24 protein-coding genes and 1 pseudogene are annotated in these 14,882 nt (G+C 62.9%); all 25 read left to right on the plus strand.

The window, feature by feature from the left end; genetic code table 11:
* Positions 1-151 precede the first annotated feature (151 nt).
* The gene (rpsL, locus tag C7W88_RS08835) at positions 152-523 is read left to right on the plus strand and encodes a 30S ribosomal protein S12 (protein ID WP_011444902.1); all 372 of its coding nucleotides are present in this window, start codon (positions 152-154) and stop codon (positions 521-523) included.
* 138 nt (positions 524-661) lie between these two features.
* Entirely contained in the window at positions 662-1,132 is a 471-nt protein-coding gene (gene rpsG / locus C7W88_RS08840; protein ID WP_039334380.1) for a 30S ribosomal protein S7, read from the plus strand.
* 75 nt (positions 1,133-1,207) lie between these two features.
* Positions 1,208-3,280 carry an elongation factor G gene (gene fusA, locus C7W88_RS08845; RefSeq protein WP_118073262.1) on the plus strand — a complete coding sequence of 691 codons (2,073 nt, stop codon included), beginning with the start codon at positions 1,208-1,210 and terminating at the stop codon, positions 3,278-3,280.
* Positions 3,281-3,372: 92 nt separating this feature from the next.
* Positions 3,373-4,562, plus strand: a pseudogene (gene tuf / locus C7W88_RS08850) (elongation factor Tu).
* 168 nt (positions 4,563-4,730) lie between these two features.
* Positions 4,731-5,042, plus strand: a complete 312-nt coding sequence (rpsJ, locus tag C7W88_RS08855) for a 30S ribosomal protein S10 (RefSeq protein WP_039334374.1) — start codon at positions 4,731-4,733, stop codon at positions 5,040-5,042.
* A 326-nt stretch (positions 5,043-5,368) separates the two neighbouring features.
* The gene (gene rplC, locus C7W88_RS08860) at positions 5,369-6,124 is read left to right on the plus strand and encodes a 50S ribosomal protein L3 (RefSeq protein ID WP_118073263.1); all 756 of its coding nucleotides are present in this window, start codon (positions 5,369-5,371) and stop codon (positions 6,122-6,124) included.
* A 3-nt stretch (positions 6,125-6,127) separates the two neighbouring features.
* Positions 6,128-6,751 (plus strand): 50S ribosomal protein L4, encoded by a 624-nt coding sequence (rplD, locus tag C7W88_RS08865; RefSeq protein WP_039334370.1) that lies wholly within the window; start codon positions 6,128-6,130, stop codon positions 6,749-6,751.
* Positions 6,744-7,046 carry a 50S ribosomal protein L23 gene (locus tag C7W88_RS08870; RefSeq protein WP_118073264.1) on the plus strand — a complete coding sequence of 101 codons (303 nt, stop codon included), beginning with the start codon at positions 6,744-6,746 and terminating at the stop codon, positions 7,044-7,046. Before rplD ends, C7W88_RS08870 begins: the two co-directional genes overlap by 8 nt.
* A gap of 9 nt (positions 7,047-7,055) precedes the next feature.
* The gene (gene rplB / locus C7W88_RS08875) at positions 7,056-7,892 is read left to right on the plus strand and encodes a 50S ribosomal protein L2 (protein WP_084278978.1); all 837 of its coding nucleotides are present in this window, start codon (positions 7,056-7,058) and stop codon (positions 7,890-7,892) included.
* Between the two features lie 6 nt (positions 7,893-7,898).
* Positions 7,899-8,177, plus strand: a complete 279-nt coding sequence (gene rpsS / locus C7W88_RS08880) for a 30S ribosomal protein S19 (RefSeq protein WP_039334365.1) — start codon at positions 7,899-7,901, stop codon at positions 8,175-8,177.
* Positions 8,177-8,554, plus strand: coding sequence for a 50S ribosomal protein L22 (gene rplV / locus C7W88_RS08885; RefSeq protein WP_039334363.1), 378 nt, complete (start codon positions 8,177-8,179; stop codon positions 8,552-8,554). The genes rpsS and rplV overlap by 1 nt, the downstream gene beginning before the upstream one ends.
* A 2-nt stretch (positions 8,555-8,556) precedes the next feature.
* Entirely contained in the window at positions 8,557-9,252 is a 696-nt protein-coding gene (gene rpsC / locus C7W88_RS08890; RefSeq protein WP_039334362.1) for a 30S ribosomal protein S3, read from the plus strand.
* 22 nt (positions 9,253-9,274) lie between these two features.
* The gene (rplP, locus tag C7W88_RS08895; RefSeq protein WP_039334360.1) at positions 9,275-9,709 is read left to right on the plus strand and encodes a 50S ribosomal protein L16; all 435 of its coding nucleotides are present in this window, start codon (positions 9,275-9,277) and stop codon (positions 9,707-9,709) included.
* Between the two features lie 11 nt (positions 9,710-9,720).
* Positions 9,721-9,927 carry a 50S ribosomal protein L29 gene (gene rpmC / locus C7W88_RS08900; protein ID WP_039334358.1) on the plus strand — a complete coding sequence of 69 codons (207 nt, stop codon included), beginning with the start codon at positions 9,721-9,723 and terminating at the stop codon, positions 9,925-9,927.
* Between the two features lie 10 nt (positions 9,928-9,937).
* The gene (rpsQ, locus tag C7W88_RS08905; protein ID WP_039334356.1) at positions 9,938-10,207 is read left to right on the plus strand and encodes a 30S ribosomal protein S17; all 270 of its coding nucleotides are present in this window, start codon (positions 9,938-9,940) and stop codon (positions 10,205-10,207) included.
* A 116-nt stretch (positions 10,208-10,323) separates the two neighbouring features.
* Entirely contained in the window at positions 10,324-10,692 is a 369-nt protein-coding gene (gene rplN, locus C7W88_RS08910) for a 50S ribosomal protein L14 (RefSeq protein WP_039334354.1), read from the plus strand.
* Positions 10,692-11,009, plus strand: coding sequence for a 50S ribosomal protein L24 (rplX, locus tag C7W88_RS08915; protein WP_118073265.1), 318 nt, complete (start codon positions 10,692-10,694; stop codon positions 11,007-11,009). The genes rplN and rplX overlap by 1 nt, the downstream gene beginning before the upstream one ends.
* Positions 11,002-11,583 (plus strand): 50S ribosomal protein L5, encoded by a 582-nt coding sequence (gene rplE, locus C7W88_RS08920; RefSeq protein WP_118073266.1) that lies wholly within the window; start codon positions 11,002-11,004, stop codon positions 11,581-11,583. Before rplX ends, rplE begins: the two co-directional genes overlap by 8 nt.
* Positions 11,584-11,612: 29 nt before the next feature.
* On the plus strand, positions 11,613-11,918 hold the full coding sequence (rpsN, locus tag C7W88_RS08925; RefSeq protein WP_039334348.1) for a 30S ribosomal protein S14: 306 nt from the start codon (positions 11,613-11,615) through the stop codon (positions 11,916-11,918).
* Between the two features lie 36 nt (positions 11,919-11,954).
* A complete protein-coding gene (gene rpsH / locus C7W88_RS08930; protein ID WP_118073267.1) occupies positions 11,955-12,323 on the plus strand; it encodes a 30S ribosomal protein S8 in 369 nt (122 codons plus the stop codon).
* Positions 12,323-12,856, plus strand: coding sequence for a 50S ribosomal protein L6 (gene rplF / locus C7W88_RS08935; RefSeq protein ID WP_039334344.1), 534 nt, complete (start codon positions 12,323-12,325; stop codon positions 12,854-12,856). Before rpsH ends, rplF begins: the two co-directional genes overlap by 1 nt.
* Positions 12,856-13,206 (plus strand): 50S ribosomal protein L18, encoded by a 351-nt coding sequence (gene rplR / locus C7W88_RS08940; RefSeq protein WP_039334342.1) that lies wholly within the window; start codon positions 12,856-12,858, stop codon positions 13,204-13,206. Before rplF ends, rplR begins: the two co-directional genes overlap by 1 nt.
* Positions 13,207-13,208: 2 nt before the next feature.
* Entirely contained in the window at positions 13,209-13,919 is a 711-nt protein-coding gene (gene rpsE / locus C7W88_RS08945; RefSeq protein WP_039334340.1) for a 30S ribosomal protein S5, read from the plus strand.
* Between the two features lie 6 nt (positions 13,920-13,925).
* A complete protein-coding gene (gene rpmD / locus C7W88_RS08950) occupies positions 13,926-14,102 on the plus strand; it encodes a 50S ribosomal protein L30 (RefSeq protein ID WP_039334338.1) in 177 nt (58 codons plus the stop codon).
* Positions 14,103-14,271: 169 nt separating this feature from the next.
* Positions 14,272-14,787: a 50S ribosomal protein L15 gene (rplO, locus tag C7W88_RS08955; protein WP_039334443.1), complete on the plus strand. Its 516-nt coding sequence runs from the start codon at positions 14,272-14,274 to the stop codon at positions 14,785-14,787.
* Positions 14,788-14,882: the final 95 nt, after the last annotated feature.

The raw sequence follows: 14,882 nt of genomic DNA on the forward strand, positions 1-14,882 counted from the left end.
ACCCGGTGACGAAAGTTGCGGGTGGAGCGTTTCGGTTCGTGATTGCGTTGGGGGAGGGGCCTTCCGGTCACCTTCCCGGTTTGCGCATTTGCGGCATCCGCATTCCTTCACCTTCGGCCGAAGCGCCACAATCACAGGTGAAGAGTACTTCATGCCCACTATCAATCAGCTGGTCCGCAAGGGCCGCGAACCGCAGAAGGCCAAGTCCAAGGTCCCTGCGATGGAGCAGAACCCGCAGAAGCGCGGCGTCTGCACCCGCGTCTACACGACCACCCCGAAGAAGCCGAACTCGGCGCTTCGCAAGGTCGCCAAGATCCGCCTGACCAACAGCCGCGAAGTCATCTCGTACATCCCGGGTGAAGGCCACAACCTGCAGGAGCACTCGGTCGTGCTCATCCGCGGCGGCCGCGTTCGCGACCTTCCCGGCGTTCGCTACCACGTCCTGCGCGGCGTGCTCGATACGCAGGGCGTCAAGGACCGCAAGCAGTCCCGCTCGAAGTACGGCGCCAAGCGTCCGAAGTAATCAGGCCAGGTCCGGCTCCGGACCGCTCCCCTCCCGGCTACCCTGCAAAGGTAGCATCTGGGTGGCCGGGAGGGGGAGAGGGCCGGAGCCGAGAGCCTTTCGCGGATGCGGAAGGCTCACTCCGAAGGAGTACAAGATATGTCACGTCGTCGTCGTCCGGAAAAGCGGGTCATCCTGCCCGATCCGAAGTTCGGTGATCAGGTTCTGTCGAAGTTCATGAACAACCTCATGCTCGATGGTAAGAAGTCGGTTGCCGAAAGCATCGTCTACGGTGCGCTCGAAACCATGCAGACCCGTGCGAAGGCGGACCCGGTCCAGCTCTTCCACGATGCGCTGAACAACGTCCGTCCGCAGATCGAAGTGCGCTCGCGCCGCGTCGGTGGTGCGACCTACCAGGTCCCGGTCGAGGTTCGCCCCGAGCGTGCCCAGGCTCTCGCCATCCGCTGGCTGATCACGGCTGCACGCAACCGTTCGGAAACCACGATGGCCGCGCGCCTCTCGGCCGAGCTGCTTGATGCTGCCAACAACCGTGGCAACGCCGTCAAGAAGCGTGAAGACACCCACCGCATGGCCGACGCCAACCGCGCGTTCAGCCACTACCGCTGGTAAGTCTTTAAACGGTCACATCCGTAACCATATGGGCGGAGCCTCCCCGGCTCCCCCATAGACCCAAGGAATAGCACCATGGCACGCAGCCATCCGCTCGAGCGCTATCGCAATTTCGGCATCATGGCGCACATCGACGCCGGCAAGACGACGACGACCGAGCGCATCCTCTACTACACCGGCAAGTCCTACAAGATCGGCGAAGTCCATGACGGCGCCGCCACGATGGACTGGATGGAGCAGGAGCAGGAGCGCGGCATCACGATCACGTCGGCCGCCACCACCTGCTTCTGGCAGGACCACCGCCTCAACATCATCGACACCCCCGGCCACGTTGACTTCACCATCGAAGTCGAACGCTCGCTGCGCGTGCTCGACGGTGCCGTCGCCGCCTTCGACGGCGTCGCCGGCGTCGAACCCCAGTCGGAAACCGTCTGGCGCCAGGCGGACAAGTACAACGTCCCTCGCATGTGCTTCATCAACAAGCTCGACCGCACCGGCGCGAACTTCAAGTACTGCGTCCAGACGATCATCGACCGCCTCGGTGCAACGCCTGCGGTGCTGTATCTGCCGATCGGCGCGGAAAGCGACTTCAAGGGCCTCGTCGACCTCGTCGAGCAGCGCGCCATCATCTGGAAGGATGAATCGCTCGGTGCCGAGTTCTTCTACGAAGACATCCCGGCCGACATGGCCGACGAAGCTGCCGACTATCGCTCGAAGCTCGTCGAACTCGCCGTCGAACAGGACGACGAGGCGATGGAAGCCTACCTCGAGGGCAACGAGCCCGACGTGGCGACGCTCAAGAAGCTGATCCGCAAGGGTACGCTCGGCCAGGCCTTCGTGCCCGTGCTGTGCGGCTCGGCGTTCAAGAACAAGGGCGTCCAGTGCCTGCTCGACGCGGTGGTGGACTACCTGCCTTCGCCGCTCGACATCGAGGACGTGCAGGGCATCAACCCCGACACCGAAGAGCCCGACAGCCGCCCGACGGCGGACGACGCGCCGTTCTCGGCGCTGGCGTTCAAGATCATGAACGACCCGTTCGTCGGCTCGCTGACCTTCACCCGCATCTATTCAGGCACGCTGACCAAGGGCAGCTACCTGAATTCGGTGAAGGACAAGAAGGAGAAGGTCGGTCGCATGCTGCTGATGCACTCCAACAACCGTGAAGACATCGATGCGGCCTACGCCGGCGACATCGTTGCCATCGCGGGTCTGAAGGAGACGACCACGGGCGATACGCTCTGCTCGGAAAAGCACCCGATCATCCTTGAGCGCATGGAATTCCCCGAGCCGGTCATCGAGCTCTCGGTGGAACCCAAGACCAAGGCCGACCAGGAGAAGATGGGCATCGCGCTCAACCGTCTCTCGGCCGAGGACCCCTCGTTCCGCGTTTCGACCGATCACGAATCGGGCCAGACGATCATCAAGGGGATGGGCGAACTTCACCTCGAAATCCTTGTCGACCGCATGAAGCGCGAGTTCAAGGTCGAGGCGAACGTCGGTGCGCCGCAGGTGGCCTACCGCGAATACCTCGCCAAGCCGATCGACCTCGACCACACCCACAAGAAGCAGTCGGGCGGCACCGGCCAGTTCGGCCGCGTCAAGGTCAAGGTGACGCCGGGCGAGCGTGGTTCGGGCTTCGTCTTCAAGGACGAGATCAAGGGCGGTAACATTCCGAAGGAATATATCCCCGCGATCGAAAAGGGCTTCCGTGAAACCGCTCTGACGGGCTCGCTGATCGGCTTCCCGATCATCGACTTCGAAGTCCTGCTTTATGACGGTGCGTACCACGACGTCGACTCGTCGGCCCTGGCCTTCGAAATCTGCGCCCGCGGTGCCATGCGCGAGGCCGCCCAGAAGGCCGGCATCAAGCTGCTCGAGCCGATCATGAAGGTCGAGGTGATCACGCCTGAGGAATACCTCGGTGACGTGATCGGCGACATCAACTCGCGTCGTGGCCAGATCCAGGGCACCGACAGCCGCGGCAATGCCCAGGCTGTTACCGCCATGGTCCCGCTGGCAAACATGTTCGGCTACGTGAACCAGCTCCGCTCGTTCACCCAGGGCCGTGCAAACTACTCGATGTTCTTCGACCACTACGACGAAGTCCCGGCGAACGTCGCGACCGAGCTCAAGGCGAAGCTTGCATAAGAGCACGGATAGCATTAGGGGCGGCGCTCGATTCAGCGGGTGCCGTCCATTTCCCGCAGTATCTGCACACATACGAAAAGAAGGTTTGAACAATGGCCAAGGCTAAGTTTGAGCGGACCAAGCCGCACTGCAATATCGGCACCATCGGTCACGTCGACCACGGCAAGACCACGCTGACCGCTGCCATCACCAAGGTTCTCGCAGAGACCGGTGGCGCAACGTTCACCGACTACGCGAACATCGACAAGGCTCCGGAAGAGCGCGAGCGCGGCATCACCATCTCGACCGCACACGTCGAGTACGAGACCGCCAACCGTCACTACGCGCACGTCGACTGCCCGGGTCACGCCGACTACGTGAAGAACATGATCACCGGTGCCGCCCAGATGGACGGCGCGATCCTGGTCGTGAACGCTGCTGACGGCCCGATGCCGCAGACCCGCGAGCACATCCTGCTCGCCCGTCAGGTCGGCGTGCCGGCTCTGGTCGTGTACATGAACAAGGTTGACCAGGTCGACGACGAGGAAATCCTCGAGCTCGTCGAACTCGAAGTTCGCGAACTGCTGTCGTCGTACGACTTCCCGGGCGACGATATTCCGATCGTCAAGGGTTCGGCTCTGGCCGCTCTCGAAGGTCGTGACGACAACATCGGTCGCGATTCGATCAACGCGCTGATGGAAGCTGTCGACAGCTACATCCCGCAGCCGCCGCGCCCGACCGACAAGCCGTTCCTGATGCCGGTCGAAGACGTGTTCTCGATCTCGGGTCGTGGTACGGTTGTGACCGGCCGCGTCGAAACCGGCATCGTCAAGGTTGGTGAAGAAGTCGAAATCGTCGGCCTCAAGGACACCACCAAGACCACCGTCACCGGCGTCGAAATGTTCCGCAAGCTGCTCGACCAGGGTGAAGCCGGCGACAACATCGGTGCACTGGTTCGCGGCGTGAAGCGTGAAGACGTCGAGCGCGGCCAGGTCCTCTGCAAGCCCGGTTCGGTCAAGCCGCACACCGAGTTCTCGGCTGAGGTCTACGTGCTGTCGAAGGACGAAGGTGGCCGTCACACGCCGTTCTTCGCCAACTACCGCCCGCAGTTCTACTTCCGCACCACCGACGTGACCGGCGAAGTGATCCTCCCCGAGGGCACCGAGATGGTCATGCCGGGCGACAACGTCACCCTGTCGGTCAAGCTGATCGCTCCGATCGCCATGGACGAAGGTCTCCGCTTCGCAATTCGCGAAGGCGGCCGCACCGTCGGTTCGGGGTTGTCAGCAAGATCACGAAGTAATATAGGCCGCGCACCGGCGGGGAGATTCGCTCTCCTCGCCGGTCGGTTTTTTACTGACTGATCGCTTCCAGGCAGTCGGCCCGCTCTCCCCGAGCTTCGTGAAAGGGGTGGGGTAGAGGGCAGGTCGACTGGCTTTTTTGTTTTGCTCTTTCGCATCGGTAAACGGACATGGACGCCCAGAATATCCGCATTCGCCTCAAGGCCTTTGATCATCGTGTGCTCGACCAGGCCACTGGAGAAATTGCAGATACCGCCCGCCGCACCGGCGCGCTGATCCGGGGCCCCATTCCGCTCCCGACGCGCATCGAGAAATTCACCGTGAACCGCGGTCCTCACATCGACAAGAAGTCGCGTGAGCAGTTCGAAGTTCGCACCTACAAGCGCCTGCTCGACATCGTGCAGCCCAATGCGGCCACTGTCGACGCGCTGATGAAGCTGGACCTCGCGGCCGGCGTCAACGTCGAGATCAAGCTGGCCTGAGGCCGCTGATCGAGCGAGCTGCCCAGGCAGTGACCGCTCCGGCCGGGTCGTCCGTATCGACCCAGGGTTTCTGGCCGGACCTGTTCCGGCCCAGACTTTCACCAAGGCCAAGGTCTGGTGAAAGGCCAGAGTTTCCGGGGTAACAAAAGCCCCGTTGACAATGGGATACCTCCGGCACCGTCCTTTTCGGACCTTGCCGGGCAAGCGTCCCCCGATTGCTACCGTCCAGGCGGTGGCATTCAGCCCGGTCGGGGGCGCGCTTCACATACGGGCTGAACACGCATGTCGGGATGGGCCCGGCATGCCTCTGTTATGGAGTATGGATCATGCGCACCGGCGTGATCGCGAAGAAGGTGGGGATGACCCGCCTTTTCCAGGAAGATGGTCGGCACGTGCCGGTTACTGTCCTGTCGCTAGAAAATTGCCAGGTGGTTTCGGTTCGCACTGAAGATCGTGACGGTTACGTCGCGGTTCAGCTCGGTGCAGGCGAAGCCAAGCAGAAGAACGTTGCCAAGCCGCAGCGCGAGCACTTTGCCAAGGCAGAGGTTCCGCTGAAGATGGAAGTCGCCGAGTTCCGCGTTGCTGAAGATGCGCTGCTCGACGTCGGCTCGACCATCGCTGCTTCGCACTTCGTCCCTGGCCAGTATGTCGACATCACCGGCAACACCCAGGGCAAGGGCTTCCAGGGCGCGATGAAGCGCTGGGGCTTCGGCGGTATGCGCGCCACCCACGGTGTCTCGATCTCGCACCGTGCACACGGTTCGACCGGTAACCGCCAGGATCCGGGCCGCGTCTTCAAGAACAAGAAGATGGCCGGTCACATGGGCGACCGTCAGCGCACCCAGCAGAACCTTGAAGTCGTCCGCACCGACGACGAGCGTGGCCTGATCTTCGTGAAGGGCTCGGTGCCCGGTTCGAAGAACGCCTGGCTCCTTGTGCGTGACGCCGTGAAGGTCTCGCGCCACGCTGAAGCGCCCTATCCCGCAGGCCTCAAGCAGGCCGCAAACAGCAATGACTCGGCAGCTGCCGACACCCCGGCGGAAGTCGCAGGCGTCGAAGCCACCGAAGGTCAGGAGGGCTAAGTCGTGAAGGTTCAGGTCCTCAATCTCGACGGCACCGCCGGCAAGGGCGAAGTGGAACTGTCGGATGACGTGTTCGGTCTCGAACCGCGCGCTGACATCCTGCATCGCGTCGTCACCTGGCAGCTCGAAAACCGTCGCGGCATTGCCCGCAAGGCGCGCGAGCGTTCGGACGTTGCCCGCACTGGCAAGAAGTTCGGTCGCCAGAAGGGCGGCGGTACGGCTCGTCACGGTGACCGCAAGGCACCGATCTTCATCGGCGGTGGCAAGGCTCACGGTCCGCGCGTTCGCGAGTTCAACATCTCGCTGAACAAGAAGGTCCGTGCACTCGGCCTCAAGATGGCTCTTTCGAGCAAGGCCAAGGCCGGTCTCGTCGTGGTCGACTCGCTCGACATCGACGCCAAGACCAAGGCGCTGGTTGGCCAGCTTTCGAAGGCCAACTGGGGCAAGAAGGTTCTCGTGATCGACGGTGACGCCGTGAACGACAACTTCGCCAAGGCCGCCCGCAACATCGTCGGCGTCAACGTGCTGCCTGCCATCGGCGCCAACGTCTACGACATCCTGAAGCATGACACGCTGGTGCTGACGCGCTCTGCTGTCGAAAAGCTGGAGGCGCGTTTCAATGGCTAACGCAATCGACACGCGTCACTATGACGTGATCGTGGCTCCCCACATCACGGAAAAGGCGACGCTGCTCAGCGAAAACAACGCCGTGGTCTTCAAGGTTGCCGACAAGGCGACCAAGCCGGAGATCAAGGCCGCGGTCGAAGCTCTCTTCAACGTCAAGGTCACCAAGGTGAACACCCTGACCCAGAAGGGCAAGACCAAGCGCTGGAAGGGCAAGCCCTACAAGCGCTCCGACGTCAAGAAGGCTGTCGTGACCCTGGCTGCTGGCCAGTCGATCGACGTCACCAGCGGGATCTGAGGCTAGACCATGGCACTCAAGAGCTACAATCCGACCAGCCCCGCCCGGCGCGGCCTGATCCTCGTCGACAAGTCGTCGCTGTGGAAGGGCAAGCCGGTCAAGGCGCTGACCGAAGGCAAGAACAAGACCGGCGGCCGCAACAACAAGGGCCATGTCACTTCGCGTGGCATCGCCGGTGGTCACAAGCAGAAGTACCGCTACATCGACTTCAAGCGTCGCAAGTGGGACATGCCGGCTACCGTCGAGCGTCTGGAATATGACCCGAACCGCACGGCGTTCATCGCTCTCATCAAGTATGAGGACGGCGAGCAGACCTACATCATCGCTCCGCAGCGTCTCGCCGTTGGCGACACCGTTGTTGCCGGCGAGAAGACCGACGTGAAGCCTGGCAATGCCATGCTGCTGTCGCAGATGCCGGTCGGCACCATCATCCACAACGTGGAGATGAAGCCGGGCAAGGGCGCGCAGATCGCACGTTCGGCAGGCACCTATGTCCAGCTCGTCGGTCGTGACCGCGGCATGGTCATCGTTCGCCTGAACTCGGGCGAGCAGCGCTACCTGCGTGGTGACTGCATGGGCACCGTCGGTGCCGTGTCGAACCCCGACAACGCCAACACGAACCTTGCCAAGGCTGGCCGCAACCGCTGGCTGGGCAAGCGTCCGCTGACCCGCGGCGTTGCCAAGAACCCGGTCGACCACCCGCACGGTGGTGGTGAAGGCCGTACTTCGGGTGGCCGTCATCCTGTGACTCCGTGGGGCAAGCCGACCAAGGGCGCCCGCACCCGTCACAACAAGTCGACGGACAAGATGATCATCCGTTCGCGCCACGCGAAGAAGAAGAGGTAAGACCACATGGCACGTTCCGTCTGGAAGGGCCCCTTCGTCGACCTGCATCTGCTGAAGAAGGCGGAAGCCGCTCACGATGCAGGATCGCGCGCTGGCGCCATCAAGACCTGGTCGCGTCGTTCGACCATCATTCCGCAGTTCGTTGGCCTGACGTTCAACGTCTACAACGGGCACAAGTTCATTCCGGTTTCCGTCTCGGAAGAGATGGTCGGCCACAAGCTCGGCGAGTTCGCACCCACGCGCACTTTCCCGGGTCACGCCGCTGACAAGAAGGGCAAGCGCTGATGAGCAAGCCTAAGGCACCCCGTCGCGTTGGCGACAAGGAAGCGCTGTCGGTCGGCACGCAGATCCGCGGTTCGGCCCAGAAGCTGAACCTCGTGGCTGCGCTGATCCGCGGTCACAAGGCCGAAGACGCGATGAACATCCTCGCGTTCTCGAAGAAGGCCATGGCTGTTGACGCCCGCAAGGTGCTCGCTTCGGCGATCGCCAACGCGGAAAACAACCACAACCTCGACGTCGACGCTCTGGTCGTGGCGGAAGCCTCGGTCGGCAAGTCGATCACGATGAAGCGCTTCCACACCCGTGGTCGCGGCAAGTCGACCCGCATCCTCAAGCCGTTCTCGCGGCTGCGGATCGTGGTCCGCGAAGTTGAGGAGGCCTGATCATGGGTCACAAGTCGAACCCCATCGGTCTGCGCCTGCAGATCAACCGCACCTGGGACAGCCGCTGGTACGCGGAAGGTCGCAACTATGCGCAGATGCTCAAGGAAGACCTTGAGATCCGCAAGTTCATCGTCACGAACCTGCCGCAGGCAGCGATTTCGAAGGTGGTGATCGAGCGTCCTGCCAAGCTGTGCCGCGTGTCGATCTATGCCGCTCGTCCGGGCGTCATCATCGGCAAGAAGGGCGCCGACATCGAGAAGCTTCGCTCGAAGCTCGCCACGATGACCGGCAGCGACGTGAAGCTGAACATCGTCGAGATCCGCAAGCCGGAAATCGACAGCAAGCTCGTCGCCCAGGGCGTTGCCGACCAGCTGGTCCGCCGCGTTGCCTTCCGTCGTGCGATGAAGCGCGCCGTGCAGTCTGCCCTGCGTCTTGGTGCCGAAGGCATCAAGATCACCTGCGGCGGCCGTCTCGGCGGTGCGGAAATCGCCCGCGTCGAATGGTACCGCGAAGGTCGCGTTCCGCTGCACACGCTGCGCGCGAACATCGACTACGCGGAAGCCGAAGCCCACACCGCCTATGGCGTGATCGGCATCAAGACCTGGATCTTCAAGGGTGAGATCCTCGGTCACGATCCGATGGCGCAGGACCGACTGATGATGGAAGCCCAGACTTCCGGCGTCCGTCCGGCACGCTGAGCCCAGAGGGTAGAGAAGCACCATGTTGCAACCGAAGAAGACCAAGTTCCGTAAGGCCTTCAAGGGCCGCATCCACGGCGTCGCCAAGGGTGGTACGGACCTGAACTTCGGCTCCTACGGCCTCAAGGCCCTTGAGCCGGAGCGCGTCACCGCTCGCCAGATCGAAGCGGCCCGTCGTGCGATCACGCGCCACATCCGCCGTCAGGGCCGTCTGTGGATCCGCGTGTTCCCGGACGTGCCGGTTTCGAAGAAGCCCGCCGAAGTCCGCCAGGGCAAGGGCAAGGGTTCGATCGAATACTGGGCAGCCCGCGTGAAGCCGGGTCGCATCCTGTTCGAACTGGACGGCGTCCCCGGTCCGCTTGCGGCCGAGGCATTCAGCCGCGCCGCGATGAAGCTGCCGATCAAGACGAAGGTCGTTGCCCGCCTGGGTGACACTTCGCACCTTGGCGGCGAGTGATTGGGAGTCGAATGATGGCCAAGATCGAAGACCTTCGCGCCAAGAGCGACGACCAGCTGAACGCTGAACTCGCCGAGCTCAAGCGCGAGCAGTTCAACCTGCGTTTCCAGGGCGCGACGAACCAGCTTGAGCGCCCCGCGCGCATCAAGGAAGTCCGTCGCGACATCGCGCGCATCAAGACGCTGCAGACTGAGCGTTCTCAGTCGGCCCAGGCGTAAGGAAGCCAATATGCCCAAGCGTATTCTGATCGGCACCGTGGTGTCCGACAAGACCGACAAGACCGTGGTCGTGAAGGTCGAGCGCAAGGTGAAGCACCCGCTCTACGGGAAGATCATCCGCCGCTCGAAGAAGTATCACGCCCACGACGAGGCGAATGCCTTCAAGACCGGCGAGACCGTGCGCATCGAAGAGACCGCGCCGATCTCGAAGCTGAAGACGTGGAAGGTCATCGACCGCGTCCAGGCCGGCAAGGGCACCGCCATCGAAGCGGACGTCTGATAGGTCGTCAGCCAAAGTTTGGGGTTGCTTCACGGCTAAAGTCGTGTAGCGGCCCCGGCTACTGTTTTGGAACTGCCGGACTGGTTCCGGCAAGCCAGTGAGAAGGAACCGGATCAATGATCCAGATGCAATCCAATCTCGACGTGGCGGACAACAGCGGCGCAAAGCGCGTCCAGTGCATCAAGGTGCTGGGTGGCTCGAAGCGTCGGTTCGCAAGCGTCGGCGACATCATCGTGGTGTCGGTCAAGGAAGCGCAGCCGCGCGCCCGCGTTAAGAAGGGCGACGTGCACCGCGCCGTCATCGTTCGCACGAAGAAGGACGTCCGCCGCACCGACGGTTCGGTCATCCGCTTCGACAGCAATGCCGCCGTTCTGGTCGGCAAGAACGAAGAGCCGATCGGCACGCGTATCTTCGGCCCAGTGGTTCGCGAACTCCGCGGCAAGGGCTTCATGAAGATCATCTCGCTCGCTCCGGAGGTGCTGTAATGGCCGCCGCCAAGATCAAGAAGGGCGACACTGTCGTCATTCGTTCGGGCAAGGACAAGGGCCGTACCGGCACCGTGCTCCAGGTCCTTCCGAAGGATGAGAAGGTCGTCGTGCAGGGCGTGAACATCGCTGCCCGTCACCGCAAGCCGAGCCAGCAGAACCCCCAGGGCGGCATCGACCGCTTCGAGGCTCCGCTGCACATCTCCAAGGTTTCGGTCGCAGACAAGGATGGCAAGCCCACACGCGTCCGCTTCGAGACCAAGGACGGCAAGAAGGTCCGTGTGGCCGTCAAGTCCGGGGAGGCCATCGATGGCTGACAAGTACACTCCGCGTCTCAAGGGCAAGTACGACGCCGACATCGCCAAGGCGATGCAGGAAAAGTTCGGCTACAAGAATGCGCTCGAGATCCCGCGCATCGAGAAGATCACGCTCAACATGGGCGTGGGCGAAGCGAGCCAGGACAAGAAGAAGGTCACGACCGCAGCGGCCGAAATGGAGCTGATCGCCGGTCAGAAGCCCGTCATCACCAAGGCGAAGAAGTCGATCGCGCAGTTCAAGCTGCGTGAAGGCATGCCGATCGGTTGCAAGGTCACCCTGCGCCGTGAACGCATGTACGAATTCCTCGACCGTCTCATCACCATCGCAATGCCCCGCATCCGCGACTTCCGTGGTCTGAACCCGAAGTCGTTCGACGGTCGCGGCAACTACGCGATGGGTCTGAAGGAGCAGATCATCTTCCCAGAGATCAGCTACGACCAGATCGAGAAGGTGCGTGGCATGGACATCATCGTCACCACGACCGCGAAGACGGACGAGGAAGCTCGCGAGCTGCTTCGCCTGTTCGGTTTCCCGTTCCCGCAGGAAGCTGCTGAAGAGCAGCAGGCCGCGTGATCCAGAATTGAAGAAGAGAGCTTAAGTCCATGGCGAAACTGAGTTCCATCAACAAGAACGAGAAGCGCAAGAAGCTCGTTCAGAAGTACGCGGCCAAGTACGCTGCGCTCAAGGCCCAGGCCGACGACGAATCGCTCGACGAAACCGAGCGTCTGATCGCCCGCCTGAAGATGGCCGAGCTGCCGCGCAACGCGAACCCGACCCGGGTGCGCAACCGCTGTGCAACCACCGGCCGCCCGCGTGGCTACTATCGCAAGTTCGGCCTTTGCCGCATCGAGCTGCGGGACAAGGGCAACAAGGGCCTTATCCCCGGCCTGACGAAGTCGAGCTGGTAAGGATCATCCGATGGCTATGACCGACCCCTGGGTGATATGCTCACCCGCATCCGCAACGGCCAGCAGGCGAAGAAGGACTCGGTCCTTTCGCCCGCTTCCAAGCTGCGTGCGCACGTGCTCGAAGTCCTTCAGCGTGAAGGCTACATCCGTGGTTTCTCGGAGGACGCCACCGGCGCCCACCCGCAGCTGCGCATCGAGCTCAAGTATTTCGAAGGCCAGCCTGCGATCAAGCATGTTGCCCGTGTCTCCAAGCCTGGCCGCCGCGTCTACTCGGGTTCCAAGGAACTCCCGGTGATCCGCAACGGTCTTGGCATCACCATCGTCTCGACGCCGAAGGGCGTGCTCTCGGATGCCGAAGCACGTGCTGCCAACGTCGGTGGCGAAGTGCTGGCGGAGGTGTTCTGATGAGCCGCATCGGCAAGAAGCCGGTGGCGATCCCGAGTGGCGTCACCGCGAACATCGCGGACGGCGTGCTGACCGTTAAGGGCCCCAAGGGCACCCTGACGCTCACGCTGCGCGACGAGATCAGCTACACCGTCGATGGCGACACGATCCTCGTGAAGCCTGCGAACGACACCAAGGGCGCTCGTGCGTTCTGGGGCATGCAGCGCACGCTCGTCGACAACCTCGTCACTGGCGTGACGCAGGGCTACACCAAGGTCCTCGAGATCACCGGTGTCGGCTACCGCGCCAACGCTCAGGGCAAGAACCTGAAGCTGCAGCTTGGCTACAGCCACGACGTCGACTTCGCAGTGCCGGAAGGCATCGAGATCAAGACCCCTGACAACACCACGGTGGAAATCTCGGGCATCGACAAGCAGAAGGTCGGCCAGGTTGCCGCCGAGATCCGTCGCTGGCGCAAGCCCGAGCCTTACAAGGGCAAGGGCATCAAGTACCGCGGCGAGTTTATCTTCCGCAAGGAAGGGAAGAAGAAGTAATGGCAAAGCTGTCTCTCTTCGAACGCCGCCGCCGTCGCGTCCGCACTGCGCTCAAGGCGCGCTCGGGTGGTCGTCCTCGTCTGTCGGTGCATCGCTCCGGCCGTCACATCTACGCCCAGATCATCGACGACGCGGAAGGCAAGACCCTTGCAGCCGCTTCGACCTTGGTGAAGGGCCAGAAGTCGATCGGCGCGAATGTCGATGCGGCCGCCAAGGTTGGCACCGAGATCGCCGAGAAGGCCAAGGCCGCCGGCATCACCACTGTCGTGTTCGATCGCGGCGGGTTCCTGTTCCATGGCCGCGTCAAGGCGCTGGCCGATGCCGCCCGTGAAGGCGGGCTGGAGTTCTGACAATGGCTGACGAAACCAACCTGGAAGGCGCAGCCGCGGTCGAATCGACCGGCGGTGAGCAGCGCGAAGGTCGCGGTCGTGGCCGCGGCCGTGGCGGCAATGACCGTGGTGGCGAGCGTGGTGGCCGTGGCCGTCGCGACGACCGTCGCGGTCGTGGCAACAACGACGAGGAAGGTGGCGAGGAGCTGATCGAAAAGCTCGTCCACATCAACCGCGTCTCCAAGACCGTGAAGGGCGGCAAGCGCTTCGGCTTTGCAGCACTGGTCGTGGTCGGCGATGGCAAGGGCCGCGTCGGCTTCGGCAAGGGCAAGGCTCGCGAAGTGCCTGAGGCGATCACCAAGGCTACTGCCGCTGCAAAGCGCGCGATGGTCCGCGTGCCGCTCAAGGAAGGCCGCACCCTGCACCATGACGGCAAGGGCCGCTTCGGCGCTGGCAAGGTCAACGTGCGTTCGGCTCCGGCCGGTACCGGCATCATCGCCGGTGGCCCGATGCGCGCCGTGTTCGAGAGCCTTGGCGTTGCCGACGTGGTGACCAAGTCGGTCGGCACCTCGAACCCCTACAACATGATCCGCGCAACCTTCGACGCGCTGACCGACCAGACTTCGCCGAAGTCGGTTGCGCAGCGTCGTGGCAAGAAGGTCGCCGATCTCCTCGGCCGTGGTGGCGCTTCGCAGGTCGAAGCCGAAGCCGCTGCCGAAGCCATCACGGAGTAATCGGTCATGGCAACGATCAAGATCAAGCAGATCGGTTCGCCGATCCGTCGCCCGGAAAGCCAGAAGAAGATTCTGATCGGCCTGGGCCTGGGCAAGATGCACCGCGTGGTCGAGTTGGAAGACACGGCCGAAGTGCGTGGCGCCATTGCCAAGCTTCCCCACATGGTGGCCGTGGTCGACTGACCATTGCTCCCCGACGGGAAAAAGGACGCCCCGGCCGAGTGCCGGGGTTTTCCTTTGGGGCTCGGCGGCACGGTGCCTCCCAGTCCCGTGAGGGGGTGACAAGCCCGGCCTGATCGGCTAGGCGGCGCCCTTTCCAAAGCGCGTCTCAAAGCGAAAGCGAGTGCAGAACATGAAACTGAACGAACTCAACGACAACTACGGCGCCCGCAAGGGCCGCATGCGCGTCGGCCGTGGTATCGGCTCGGGCAAGGGCAAGACCGCCGGTCGCGGCCAGAAGGGTGCCAAGGCACGTTCCGGCGTCAGCATCAACGGCTTCGAAGGCGGTCAGATGCCGCTTCACATGCGCATCCCGAAGCGCGGCTTCAACAACATCTTCGCCAAGGACTACGCCGAAGTGAACCTCGGCATGATCCAGAAGATGATCGATGCCGGCAAGCTCGACGTCTCAGGCACCGTTGACCACGCCGCTCTCAAGGCTGCTGGCCTGGCCCGTGGCGGCAAGGATGGCGTACGCCTGCTCGGCAAGGGCGAACTGACCACCAAGGTGGCGTTCTCGGTTGCTGGTGCCTCGAAGGGTGCCGTGGCTGCTGTCGAGAAGGCTGGCGGTTCGGTCTCGGTGATCGAAACCGGTCCGAGCGAAGCCGAGAAGAAGGCAGCTCGCGCTGCGGCCAACAAGGCCAAGTAAGCCAATTCCGGTCCCCGCCCGCCAGTCGGGCGGGGATTTCGGCATTGCAGGGGTTCGACTTTCGCGGGCCTCGCACTATATGGGCTAGCTCAAGA

Source organism: Novosphingobium sp. THN1 (genome assembly GCF_003454795.1).
Taxonomy (GTDB): domain Bacteria; phylum Pseudomonadota; class Alphaproteobacteria; order Sphingomonadales; family Sphingomonadaceae; genus Novosphingobium.

Excerpts from the sequence above, each read along its gene's own strand:
- rpsL (WP_011444902.1), top strand. The coding sequence starts at position 152 with ATGCCCACTATCAATCAGCTGGTCCGCAAGGGCCGCGAACCGCAGAAG.
- rpsG (WP_039334380.1), top strand. The coding sequence starts at position 662 with ATGTCACGTCGTCGTCGTCCGGAAAAGCGGGTCATCCTGCCCGATCCG.
- fusA (WP_118073262.1), top strand. The coding sequence starts at position 1,208 with ATGGCACGCAGCCATCCGCTCGAGCGCTATCGCAATTTCGGCATCATG.
- rpsJ (WP_039334374.1), top strand. The coding sequence starts at position 4,731 with ATGGACGCCCAGAATATCCGCATTCGCCTCAAGGCCTTTGATCATCGT.
- rplC (WP_118073263.1), top strand. The coding sequence starts at position 5,369 with ATGCGCACCGGCGTGATCGCGAAGAAGGTGGGGATGACCCGCCTTTTC.
- C7W88_RS08870 (WP_118073264.1), top strand. The coding sequence starts at position 6,744 with ATGGCTAACGCAATCGACACGCGTCACTATGACGTGATCGTGGCTCCC.
- rplB (WP_084278978.1), top strand. The coding sequence starts at position 7,056 with ATGGCACTCAAGAGCTACAATCCGACCAGCCCCGCCCGGCGCGGCCTG.
- rpsS (WP_039334365.1), top strand. The coding sequence starts at position 7,899 with ATGGCACGTTCCGTCTGGAAGGGCCCCTTCGTCGACCTGCATCTGCTG.
- rplV (WP_039334363.1), top strand. The coding sequence starts at position 8,177 with ATGAGCAAGCCTAAGGCACCCCGTCGCGTTGGCGACAAGGAAGCGCTG.
- rpsC (WP_039334362.1), top strand. The coding sequence starts at position 8,557 with ATGGGTCACAAGTCGAACCCCATCGGTCTGCGCCTGCAGATCAACCGC.
- rplP (WP_039334360.1), top strand. The coding sequence starts at position 9,275 with ATGTTGCAACCGAAGAAGACCAAGTTCCGTAAGGCCTTCAAGGGCCGC.
- rpmC (WP_039334358.1), top strand. The coding sequence starts at position 9,721 with ATGATGGCCAAGATCGAAGACCTTCGCGCCAAGAGCGACGACCAGCTG.
- rpsQ (WP_039334356.1), top strand. The coding sequence starts at position 9,938 with ATGCCCAAGCGTATTCTGATCGGCACCGTGGTGTCCGACAAGACCGAC.
- rplN (WP_039334354.1), top strand. The coding sequence starts at position 10,324 with ATGATCCAGATGCAATCCAATCTCGACGTGGCGGACAACAGCGGCGCA.
- rplX (WP_118073265.1), top strand. The coding sequence starts at position 10,692 with ATGGCCGCCGCCAAGATCAAGAAGGGCGACACTGTCGTCATTCGTTCG.
- rplE (WP_118073266.1), top strand. The coding sequence starts at position 11,002 with ATGGCTGACAAGTACACTCCGCGTCTCAAGGGCAAGTACGACGCCGAC.
- rpsN (WP_039334348.1), top strand. The coding sequence starts at position 11,613 with ATGGCGAAACTGAGTTCCATCAACAAGAACGAGAAGCGCAAGAAGCTC.
- rpsH (WP_118073267.1), top strand. The coding sequence starts at position 11,955 with ATGCTCACCCGCATCCGCAACGGCCAGCAGGCGAAGAAGGACTCGGTC.
- rplF (WP_039334344.1), top strand. The coding sequence starts at position 12,323 with ATGAGCCGCATCGGCAAGAAGCCGGTGGCGATCCCGAGTGGCGTCACC.
- rplR (WP_039334342.1), top strand. The coding sequence starts at position 12,856 with ATGGCAAAGCTGTCTCTCTTCGAACGCCGCCGCCGTCGCGTCCGCACT.
- rpsE (WP_039334340.1), top strand. The coding sequence starts at position 13,209 with ATGGCTGACGAAACCAACCTGGAAGGCGCAGCCGCGGTCGAATCGACC.
- rpmD (WP_039334338.1), top strand. The coding sequence starts at position 13,926 with ATGGCAACGATCAAGATCAAGCAGATCGGTTCGCCGATCCGTCGCCCG.
- rplO (WP_039334443.1), top strand. The coding sequence starts at position 14,272 with ATGAAACTGAACGAACTCAACGACAACTACGGCGCCCGCAAGGGCCGC.